Here is a 2,760-nt window from a genome sequence, read left to right as displayed (position 1 = left end):
CATAAATTCGTGGCATTATTGAAAAAGTCAGAATAACTTTTTCAGTCCCAGCCTTCGGCGGACAAAAAGTTGTTTCCAACTTTTTCAACAAGCCCGCTGGTATGGAATTCTATACTCGAAAAATAACCGACATATAACCCTCTCAAAAGTTGTGAATAACTTTACGATGCTTTACATAGGAGTAGCTGTTGTGCGCTCGTTTTTATTTTTTCACCATTGTTATTCCTTCCCAACTATCTGGATCGCCAACCATTTTATAAATTTCATATGGTGGTTTGTTTCCATTTAAATTGAATGAACCATAATCAAATGTTCCTCCTTCTTCTTTTCCAGTTTTGCAATTTTTTATACTTTTAAAATCCATTGGTAAAATCCAACTTCCTTGATCTAATTCTACTGTCCATTTCCCTTTTGCATTAACATTTTCAAAGTCGGCTAAATTTCCACCAAATTTATTTTCGGGGAAATTTTTAAATTCAAAAGTTCCGTCAGCGTTAAATTCGATTTTTATTTTTTGAGCGTCAATTTCAGAAATATTTAATTCTTTTTTAGTTTTTTCAGACAGTTTATATTCTCCAACAATATCTTTAATATTGGGTTTTTCGGTTGTAAAATCTGCATATGCTGATTTAATTCTTTCGCCCGAAATAATTGTATAACTTCCTGATATAAAACAAGGTAAGAATATTACAAACGCACTTATTAATAAGCCATAAATAAAAATCTTCGGTTTAAGTTTGTTGATTACGTAATTGTTTGAGTTCCTAAATAGTAATTGATATATCCAACCGCTTGTGTAAAAAACATTTGCTGATATCAGAAAGATAGCAATCCAAATGAATAAGAAAATTGGAGGAGAAAAAAATGACCATATATCCTTAATTATAAAAGACAAAATAGTTAGGGATAAACCACCAAAAATCAGAAGAAAGAAATTGTATAAAATTCGTCTCAATTCCCACCAAATAATAATTTTCAGCCAGTTTTTTTCTTCGGTTTTTAATAAGAATATTTTTTTAATCATTTCTATCTTCGTTTCTGTTCGGCAAAATGACGCACAACTAGTATATATGTGTGACTCCATCACACATATCCACCCAAAATCGGGTGTATATGTGTGATAAAAACACACTTTTCTCAAAACCAAATATACATATTAATCCTTACAAATCATCAAAGGGACTTTTTATTAGTTGGATGCTTTTCGTACTAACATGGGTGTAGATTTCTGTTGTTTTGCTGCTGTTGTGGCCCAATAGTTCTTGAATGTAGCGCAAATCGGTGCCGTTTTCCAGTAAGTGTGTGGCAAAACTGTGACGTAGCCAATGTAGTGTGACAGGTTTGGTTATTCCTGCTTTATGTAGGGCTTGTTTCAAAACACTTTGTAAGCTGTATTCTGAGTATGGTTCACCACCAAATTTTCCTTCAAACAAATAGGTAGTGGGTTTGTGAGCAACATAATAGTCCCGAAGCATGGCTAAAATTTTATTTGATAGAGGAGCAATTCTGTCTTTCTTTCCCTTGCTTTGTCTGATGATTACAATGCCTCTTTTGGAGTCAATATCTGTGGGTTTTAAATGTAAGAGTTCGCTTCGGCGCAATCCACAAGCATAAATTAAACTCAGCATCGTTTTGTGTTTGAGGTTGCTGTGTGCATTTAATATCAGTTTTACTTCCTCTTTACTCAAAACATTGGGAAGTAATTTTTCTCGTTTTGGACGGTGAATTTTGTCTATTTCTATTTTTGTTTCCCTAATGGTCGAGAAAAATAATTTTATGGCATTGACGATTTGGTTTTGATAGGAACCAGATAATTTATTGTTTAAAATATATTCGTTATTGTACCGAATGACATCGTCATTGTTTATTTCGGCAACTGCTTTGTCGTTGTAAAAGGTCAGAAAGGTTTTTAAAGCTTCCGTATAGGTAGTTATAGTGCTATTGCTGTAACGTCTTGATAATAGCCAGTGCTTGAATTTTTCTATTTGTGCAATTCCTTCTGCCGAAGGACGCTTGATTGGTGCTTCGGTAATTTGAAATAACATTCGGTTTTCTAGGGTGTCCGGCAAATGCCAAACTCCTAGTGCTTGGCTCCATCTCGAGCCTTCTTGTTGTTTGATTCTATCAATCCAATCGTAGTTTTTTTCAAAATAAATGGCGATACGGCTTTCGCCACCGCATTTAATTAGTTGAGCTTTCCAGTTCATAAGGCGTATAATTAAGGTAAAGGCATATAGTTGAGTTATAAAGATAAGGAAAAGATTGTAGAAAGTAGGTTTATAGATACAGAAAGTACTGGTAAATTGAATGGAAGATGCAGATTGTGAAGTTTTTGTAGAGATCCCTCGTTTCTTCAGATGACAAGATTGTGAATTGCTTTATTGCGTTGAGGCTAAGTCTGTGTAGTTTTTTTATTGATTTTTGTCATTACCATTGCCATCGAAAGTTTATCTTGTAACCTGAATTCGATTATGAATTTTTGGAGCATAAAGATTAGGTATTTTTAGTAAGGATGGTCCCGMTCCTATGTTTGCATAGTTATAAAATCTCCTATCAAAGATATATATTTGGAATGATAAAGTGAAAGAGGATGAGAGTTGAAATCCCGCTAAATGACTCAAGAAGTACATTGTCGGAAAGATATAACCTCATTCTTTTTATCTTTTAGAGTCTGAACAGAATGTAAGGAACTACGCAAGTCGTAATATCCAGAATATCCAACTAGGAGAAAAGACGAAGGGAGATTCATCACTTTATTAT

The 2,760-nt window shown here is 33.8% G+C and carries 2 protein-coding genes; both read right to left on the bottom strand.

What is annotated here, in order from left to right:
* Positions 1 to 202: 202 nt before the first annotated feature.
* Positions 203 to 1,024 (bottom strand): hypothetical protein, encoded by an 822-nt coding sequence (locus AC1DVP_RS21190; RefSeq protein WP_477185455.1) that lies wholly within the window; start codon positions 1,022 to 1,024, stop codon positions 203 to 205.
* A 139-nt stretch (positions 1,025 to 1,163) separates the two neighbouring features.
* A complete protein-coding gene (xerA, locus tag AC1DVP_RS21185; RefSeq protein ID WP_477185454.1) occupies positions 1,164 to 2,207 on the bottom strand; it encodes a site-specific tyrosine recombinase/integron integrase in 1,044 nt (347 codons plus the stop codon).
* Between the last annotated feature and the right edge of the window lie 553 nt (positions 2,208 to 2,760).

The sequence above is a fragment of the Flavobacterium sp. P3_A6 genome (genome assembly GCF_056403035.1).
This window is presented reverse-complemented; position numbering and strand designations above follow the sequence as displayed.

Excerpts from the sequence above, each read along its gene's own strand:
- AC1DVP_RS21190 (WP_477185455.1), bottom strand. The coding sequence starts at position 1,024 with ATGATTAAAAAAATATTCTTATTAAAAACCGAAGAAAAAAACTGGCTG.
- xerA (WP_477185454.1), bottom strand. The coding sequence starts at position 2,207 with ATGAACTGGAAAGCTCAACTAATTAAATGCGGTGGCGAAAGCCGTATC.